This window comes from Pseudomonas sp., from assembly GCF_026224925.1.
GTDB lineage: Bacteria > Pseudomonadota > Gammaproteobacteria > Pseudomonadales > Pseudomonadaceae > Aquipseudomonas.
Window position 1 is genome coordinate 1 of sequence record NZ_JAMFRV010000193.1, and the last position, 8215, is coordinate 8215.

An 8215-nucleotide genomic window follows, 5' to 3' on the forward strand; every position below is an offset into this window, starting at 1 on the left:
GACACGGTCAACAGGCTGATCCACAAACTGGTGCGGGCACCGATGATGATGCGGCTGAACGCGTCACGACCGAACTCGTCGGTACCCAGCACGTGTGGCCAGGACGGCGCCATAAAACGATGGGCCAAGTCGAGCCGAAGCGGGTCATAGGGCGTCCAGAAAATACCGGTCACGGCCATCAGCAGCAGAAGCAGTACCAGCCCGCCACCGATCAACGCATTAAAGGAAGGCAGACGCCGGCGCCGGCGGACCACAGCAACAGTCGGCAACGGAGCAATTTCACTCAGGGTTTTCATACTTTCACCCGGGGATCGAATAGCGGATACATCAAGTCAACGAACAAATTGACCAGCACATAAACGAAGGTGATAAGCAACAGGCTGCCCTGAAGCACGGGATAGTCGCGGGCGTAGATCGAGTCGACCATCAGCCGGCCGATGCCGGGGATGGTGAATACGGTTTCGATCACCGCGATGCCGCCCAACAAGTTACCGAGGATCAGCCCGATCAAGGTCCAGGTCGGAGCAAAGGCATTGCGCAAGGTATGGCGCCAGAGCACCGCGCGTTCCGTCAATCCCTTGGCCCGTGCATGGGCGATGTATTCCAGGCGCAGCACTTCAATGGTGCTGGCCCGCGCCATACGAATGATCACCCCACTTTCGTGCAGCACCAGGGTTGCGATGGGCAGCACCACATAAGCCAGCGCTTTGCCGAAATCTTCGCCGAAGGGCACATAACCCACCACCGGAAACCAGCCCAGTTTGAGTCCGAATGCATAGAGCAACAGCAGGCCCATCCAAAACCCTGGCACCGACAACAACAGCGTTGCCGCCGTGACGAGGCCGAGGTCCAGCAACGTGTCCTGCTTCCAGGCCGCGAGCATGCCCAACGGCACGGCGATCAATGCGGCCAGCAACACCGCACTGAGGACGATGGTCAGGCTAACGCTGAAGCGCTCCAACACCAGTGGCAGTACCGCTTGCCCGCTGGTGATCGAATGGCCCAAATCACCGGAAAACAGTGCCTTGAGCCAGATCAGGTACTGCATGACCAGCGGTTGATCCAGGCCCAGGGTCTGACGCAACCGCGCCAGGCTGGCTGGATCGGCCATGTCGCCCAACATCAACAGTGCCGGATCACCGGGGATCATACGAATCATGGCAAACACGGCGATGGAGATCAGCAACAGCGTCGGCACCGCCATGGCCAGGCGTTGAGTAATCAAACGGAGCATGGGTGTCCCTCAGTAGTGGTGCGCAGTCCATGGGCGAACCGGACCACGCTTACCACACAGCGTAACGGGCGTAATCGGATTCCATCTCTAGCTGATACTGGCCAAAGTCCTCGTTAATGGCCGGCAGCGGCGCAATTTCCATAAAGCCAATGGCCGGGCGCATCAAAATCATCGCTACGGTGGCGGACAGATTGTCCTCGCCACTGGAGCTGGGACGTGGTGGCCGACAGACCGCGAACGGCGTACCGAAGTTATCGAAGAAGGCGTTTTTCATGTGTTCCAGGGTCAGACTGCCATGGCGCTGCTTGAGCAGTTGCTCGACGCGTATATCCCGGTAAAAGCTTTCCGGCGCGCCGCCAATCCCGGTATTTTTCAATTTGACCTGAGCCACCGGTCTGCGCCAGTGGTTGGCATGCACCAGCAGGCCGTCGACCGCAAACAACGGGAAGATTTCATCCGGCGCGCACTCGAAGTTGATAGCAAAACCACCGGCATGGCTGAGCATCATATTGTTGGAGCCGGACTTGGGAGTGACTGCCACGGTTTTCATTGCCAGGGCGAAATGATTGGCCTCCAGGGCCTTACGGCGAATGAGCGGCAGCGGCACGCCAAGCGTCTGGTAATCGCGGTCGGATTCGAGGTTGTTGCCAGTGATCGCCGTGCCGATGGAATTGAGCCCTGCCCGCGCCAAGCCGCCGGCTTCGGTAAAGGTCAGAACATCCGGGCCATCTTCACGACGGATGCGCAGCACGACACCGGTCTCGGCACACTCCATTCGCCAGTCCCAATTTTGACCGTGCAACAACTCGTTATTCATGGTCGCGCCGGGCAACACAATCGCGCCGGTGCAGCCGTCCAGCTCCGGCCTGTCGTGCTGATTGCGTCGGCCCAGATGAATGATCTCGGTGCGCGCATTAATCAGAACGATGGCTTCAAAATCGTGGCCTGAGCCCTGAGCGATGCCGCGCATTTCCTCCAGGTACTGCGGCTCGAACGCCTCAATATTGGGCACGAACTGATTGACCAGACGGCGGATCCCTGCCCAGTCATAGCCCATGTCCAGCAACTGCTGGCTGTAGATTTCGATGCTGCGGGCAATGATCTGCGGACATGCTTTGCCGTATTGCACGCCTCGCTCAAAGGGTGCACCGCTGATATCAATACACGGGAACAGACGACTCATGTCACCACCTCAAATTGTTTGGCTAAAAACCAAGAGCAAGTTGCGAGCCAATTTAATAAAAAACCAGACAATATTGGCGCCAATTTAGAAAACACGTCGATATCGGCAGGAAAATGCCTGATTCCAGTGCAAAAAAGTGGGTACATGCTTCACACGCGTGCAGAACGGTGACAGTCGTTTTCTTGGGAGGCTGAGGGTCATTCGCGTGGTCTTCGCCCCACGCCTCCGGGGCCAAGGCCCTAGAAAAAATAATTCGGAAACAAAATAATAAAATAAAATCTTTACAGGTAAATGATAACCATTATCATCGAGGCATATTCAGATCATGGAACGAGATCATTGATTAGGAAATCAGCTGTGTTGTCCCGCCTTGAAAGCGGCGAATCCGTTTACGGGTTACTCAACTCCGTCCCCTCCCCCCTCTTGTGCGAAATGATCGCTTTTGCCGGTTACCGTTTCGTCATTCTCGACATGGAACACTTGCTGCGCAGTGAGGAAGACTTGATGCACAGCCTCCGTGCTTGCGAGTCGGCCGGCATTTCGGCTTGGCTGCGAATTCCTGAAGTCGATGCCCAATTGATTGGTCGAGCTCTGGATGCAGGCTTCGAAGCCATCGTGCTACCTCGGGTCGAAAGCGCCAGCGAAGTGGCCCGAGCGCTCGACGCTGCTTATTTCCCGCCGAGGGGAAAACGAGGCATTAGCGGCGGACGTATTACGGGCTTCGGTCGCATACCGTTACTCGACTACATTGAACTTGCCAACCAGCAAAGCCCGATCGTACCAATGATCGAAACGGCTGCAGGCCTTCGCGCATTGCCGGACATTTTGGCGCTGCCTGGCGTTGGGATGGTGCTTGAGGGGGCGCTCGATTTGGCCCTTGACCTGCAATTGGGCCCAGACCCTCAGCATCCGGAGGTGTGGCTTGCTCTCCAGTCAATGGCCGACATCTGTGCTAACGCCGAAGTCCCGTTTTGTGCCAATCCACGCACACCCGAACAACACACCTTCTGGCGTAACCGGGGGATTCGAAGCTTTTTGGCCGGAGAAGATCGCGGCTTATTGCACACCGCGTTGAAACACCGCCTCAGCAGCCTCCAATCCTCTAACTGATCTAAACGAAGTACTTATGAAAACAACAAACTGCCTGTTTGCGTTCCCCCTCACCCTGATTTCCTTGAGCGCCTGCCAAATAGCATTCGCGGATGAGCAAAATACAGATATTTCCCTGGCCCCTATCACCATCAAAGGTGATGTACTCGGCACCGCCAGCGACCCGGAAGTACGTACCTATTCCGGCAGCCGAAGCGTGATTGACGCGGCTGATTTGAGAAAAGGCAGCGTGCGCGGCATCGACGATGCACTGCAACGTGTACCGGGAATCAAAATCTTTGATGAGACCGGCACCGGCGCCCTGCCGCAGATTTCTGTCCGAGGTTTATACGAGAGCCGCAGCGGGCGTATCCAAGCTCTATCCGACGGCATCCCGTTGGCCTTGGCGCCTTATGGTCAGACCGGCCTATCCCTGTTTCCGATGACCCTGGCAACCATTGACCGAGTCGACATCGTGCGCGGCGGTGCCGCCGTGCAATACGGTCCAAATAACGTCGGCGGCGTCATCAATTTCATCAGCGCACCGATTCCTCATGAGCTGCAAACCACGATTTCCGAACGCTCCACGTTTGCCCCTGGCGGGCGCCAGTTGTTCGACACCTACTTGGGCACCGGGGGTTATCTGACCGAGAATTTTGGTCTGCAACTGGACCTCAATACCATCAACGGCGAATACGGCCGCGAACACTCGGATACCGATATTCAGAACTACCGTCTTCGCGGACAGTGGAACATCGATGAAGATCATGATCTCAGTTTCGGCGTACAGCATTACAAAGCTGACATGGATCTCGCTGGCGCATTGAGCGTCAAGGACTATAAGGAAGACTCACGTCAATCAACCCGTCCGCTGGACCGCTTCGAAGGCGATACCGATCGGGTCTGGGGTACGTACACACAACAACTGGGAGCCATAGGCCCGTTCGACTCTGTGCAATTCAGTTGGACCAACTTCGCTCACAACAGCTACCGCAACTTCGTCGTCGGCTTGCCCTTCACCCCGGACGGTACTGCTGTCACCAAGCAAGATGGCCCGCGAGATTTCAAAGTCTGGGGCACCGAGCCACGCCTAAGCATGAGCATTGACGGAGACGCCGTCGGCCAAACTTGGCTGTTGGGCGCACGCTACGTCAGCGAAGACATTGACTACCGAGTTGATAGACAGGCCCTCAATACCGGTGTGACCAGTGTATTCCGTGACTGGAAATTCAACGACGAAGCGAAAGCCGCTTACTTGAGCAACGCCATCAGTTTATTCGACCGTCGCCTGACCATTACGCCGGGCATCCGCTACGAAAATGCACGGATGGACTACAGCGACAGCGTTACCGGGTTCACCCACAGCAACTTGGCTAAAGAATGGCTACCCGGTCTGACGGTGGGTTTCCAGGCGACCGATGACTGGTACGTGTATGCCAACGCCCAGCGCTCATTGCGTCCGCCGCAAGTCACACAGATCGTCAAGGAAGGCGCCGTAGGTGCAGAGATCGCCTGGAACTACGAAACCGGAGTGCGCTACACCCCGTGGAAAGGTCTGCGGGTCGACATTGGCCTGTACCGTATCGATTTCGACGACCAAATCGAATACAGCGCCACGACTGACCGCTACGTGAACCTTGGCAGCACCCGCCATCAAGGGATCGAAACCGAACTGTTCTGGACCCCTGCTGCATTGCCTAACCTGGACCTGCATGCGAGCTATGCGTACCTGGATGCAAAACAGCGAACAGGTAACTACAAAGGTAACGAAGTACCTTTCGCGTCGAAAAATCAGTTCAATGCCGAAGCACGTTATCACTTCGCCGAACACTGGACTTACAGCCTTGACGGCCTTTATGTCAGCATTGCCTTCACCGATGCCGCCAACAGCCGCGCCGAAGATGCCGCCGCCACGGTCGGTAAACTTCCCTCTTACGTTATTTTCAATACCGCACTGGAACGTGAATTCAAGTTGGACGACAAAAGCGTCCTGACCGCCTCCGCCGGCATCAGCAATCTATTCGACCGCGAATACTACTTCCGCGGCATCGATACCAGCCCTTGGGGCCGCCAACCAGCCCCGGAGCGCGCAGTTGCGCCTCTGCAAACCAGTCGCCCAACCCAGAGGGACGGGTGACTGCTGCCCTCAGGAAACTCACCACCATGCAACGTCCACTCGTCTTTCTCAGCCATGTCCCTCATGCCGCGATCACCGAGGGCTTCTTGCCTGCTGCGCACAAACGCGGATTATCAGTAGTATTGATCACCGACCACGCTCAAGAACACAGGCGTCTGCTGGCTGCCTCCGATATTAAGCCAGTGTTCCAAAGTAAGTCATAACGGCCGACACAGCCGCAGGGATGTGGAGGTAAGAATTTTCCGCGAGTAACCGCCCGCCTTCCAGCGCTCACTGACTCCAATACTACCTACCCCCAGGCCCGTCAAACTAAGGGCTTGAGGTTCGGTTAACTAATTGATGTCCGGTTAAGCGTAGTTTTTAAGGCGAAGTATTTCCGCCAGGGCTATGCTGACGCAGTTAGTGTACAGGTCACCATCGTCGAGGCTTCAGCAAGGTATCCGTATGTCATCTATTGTCTAATAATATTGACCCTGCCGGTGCCCGCCGAGTTAATCACTCAGTGGATGTGCCTTGGTTCATGTTTCGATGATCGACAACGCATTTTCGAATTATCGCCTCATCTACCAAAGGCCCGCGATGAAGAGTGTTCCTGTCGCTTACAACCGACGTATTTTGATCATCGATGACACGCCATCGATTCATCAGGACTTCCGCAAAATTCTCTGCCCTGAACTGGACAGTGAGCAATCTCTGGCCGCTGCCGAAGCTGCGTTGTTTGGCACAGTGCCGACGCGTCGCAAAATTTTCGAGCTCGATTTTGCTTTCCAAGGCCAAGAGGCACTGGTGCTGGTTGAGCGTGCACTTCGTGAAGGCCGGCCTTATGCACTAGCGTTTATCGATATGCGCATGCCGCCAGGTTGGGATGGGCTGCAAACCATCGAACGGCTGTGGAAAGCCGACCCGCGTCTGCAAGTGGCGCTGTGTACTGCGTTTTCCGATTACTCCTTGGAGGCCATGACAGAGCGCCTCGAATTCGGTGATCAATTGCTGATCCTGAAAAAGCCATTCGACAGCCTGGCCATTCGCCAAATGGCCAGTGCGCTTACGGTGAAATGGCAGTTGGCCCAGGAAGTGGCGGCAAAAATGCTCGGGCTGGAACAGACCATTGCCGAACGGGTGCAAGAGACGTTGAAAGTCTCTCATCTGTTCCAATATGACGTGCTGACAGAATTGCCCAACAGCACCCTGCTGGCGGATCGATTGGCGCAGAAAATCACCTTAGCTGGACGTCGCAACAACCAATTGGCGGTGATGTTCATCGGTTTGGACAGATTTGAGCGAATCAATACTGCGCTGGGGCATCCCACCGGGGATGAAATGCTCAAGCAAGTAGCCCAGTGTCTGACCAAGACCGTGCACCCGTCAGATGCGGTATTTCGTTATGGCTCGGACCAGTTTGTACTGATATTGGCCAACATCCAGCACCCGCAAGAAACCAGCGCCATCGCGGAAAAGCTGTTGGCGGCTTTACGCGCGCCGCATTACATCGCAGGGCATGACCTGACGATTACCGCGAGTGTGGGGATCAGTGTTTTCCCGGACGATGGCGAAGAGGCCATCGAGCTGATCAAGAAAGCCGAAACCGCCATGCGCAACGTCAAACTCATTGGCCCGGATGCTTACTGTTTTTTCGCCGACAACCTGAACGAGAGTTCTCGCGAGCATCAGTCCATCGAGTCGGGTATTCGTCTGGGGTTGGAGCGCGAAGAGTTCCAGTTGCATTACCAGCCCAAACTGAACTTGAAAACCGGCAGGATCGTCGGCGCTGAAGCGCTGATTCGCTGGTTCAAGCCCGACCATGGTTGGGTCTATCCGTCGGATTTTATTCCGGTCGCCGAAGACAGCGGTTTGATCATCCCCCTCAGCAAATGGGTACTGCGTGAAGCGTGCCGTCAAATATGTGCCTGGCAAGCGTGCGGACTGCCAGCGATTCGTATATCGGTGAATATATCTGCCACCGAGTTCCGCCAAAAAGACTTTCTTGATGGCATCCGCAGCGTGCTTGAAGAAACCGGAATGCGCCCCGACCAACTGGAATTGGAGATCACCGAAGGGGTGCTCATGCACAATGCCGATGCGACCATTCAGGTACTGTTGGCCATCAAGGAGATGGGAGTCCGCCTGGCCATCGATGACTTCGGCACCGGCTATTCCAGCCTGAGCTATCTGCGCCGCTTCCCTATCGACGTACTGAAAATCGATCAATCGTTTATCCGCGCGCTAGGCACCGACAGCAATGACGAGGCGCTGGTCGACGCAATCATCAGCCTCGGTAAAAGTCTCAAGCTGAATATCATCGCCGAAGGCATCGAAACGCAGGACCAACTGGACTTTCTCAGGGCGCACCAGTGCGAAGAAGGCCAAGGCTATTTTTTCAGCCGAGCGGTTGAGCCCGAAGCATTTGCCCGCATCCTGAGTGCCGGGACCATGGAAGCGGTGTTTAAAGGCTCCGTATCGCCGTTATGAACATGTCTCGCCGAGTAATTTCGCTGTTGTTGGGTGCAATGTCTCTGGTTGTGGCTGCGTTCCTGCTATTTTTTTACATCAAATCCAGTGCCGACAACACCAC

6 protein-coding genes and 1 pseudogene are annotated in these 8215 nt (G+C 55.8%); 4 read left to right on the forward strand and 3 right to left on the reverse strand.

Going from position 1 to position 8215, the window contains the following annotated elements:
* The 3 genes and pseudogenes from M0974_RS08220 to M0974_RS08230 all read right to left on the reverse strand — a co-directional run.
* Nucleotides 1-296: pseudogene (locus tag M0974_RS08220) on the reverse strand (ABC transporter permease); the annotation flags it as partial.
* On the reverse strand, nt 293-1234 hold the full coding sequence (locus M0974_RS08225; protein ID WP_297835145.1) for an ABC transporter permease: 942 nt from the start codon (nt 1232-1234) through the stop codon (nt 293-295). The pseudogene M0974_RS08220 and the gene M0974_RS08225, both read right to left, overlap by 4 nt.
* Nucleotides 1235-1283: 49 nt before the next feature.
* The gene (locus tag M0974_RS08230; protein WP_297835148.1) at nt 1284-2417 is read right to left on the reverse strand and encodes a C45 family peptidase; all 1134 of its coding nucleotides are present in this window, start codon (nt 2415-2417) and stop codon (nt 1284-1286) included.
* 357 nt (nt 2418-2774) lie between these two features.
* On the opposite strand from M0974_RS08230, the gene M0974_RS08235 reads away from it, so the two are divergent.
* The 4 genes from M0974_RS08235 to M0974_RS08250 all read left to right on the forward strand — a co-directional run bounded on the left by M0974_RS08235 (nt 2775) and on the right by M0974_RS08250 (nt 8112).
* A complete protein-coding gene (locus M0974_RS08235) occupies nt 2775-3527 on the forward strand; it encodes an aldolase/citrate lyase family protein (RefSeq protein WP_297835150.1) in 753 nt (250 codons plus the stop codon).
* Nucleotides 3528-3543: 16 nt separating this feature from the next.
* A complete protein-coding gene (locus M0974_RS08240; protein ID WP_297835153.1) occupies nt 3544-5643 on the forward strand; it encodes a TonB-dependent siderophore receptor in 2100 nt (699 codons plus the stop codon).
* A gap of 26 nt (nt 5644-5669) precedes the next feature.
* The gene (locus M0974_RS08245; protein WP_297835156.1) at nt 5670-5846 is read left to right on the forward strand and encodes a hypothetical protein; all 177 of its coding nucleotides are present in this window, start codon (nt 5670-5672) and stop codon (nt 5844-5846) included.
* A 376-nt stretch (nt 5847-6222) separates the two neighbouring features.
* Complete coding sequence (locus M0974_RS08250; RefSeq protein WP_297835159.1) at nt 6223-8112, forward strand: EAL domain-containing protein; 1890 nt, start codon at nt 6223-6225, stop codon at nt 8110-8112.
* The last annotated feature ends 103 nt before the right edge of the window (nt 8113-8215 follow it).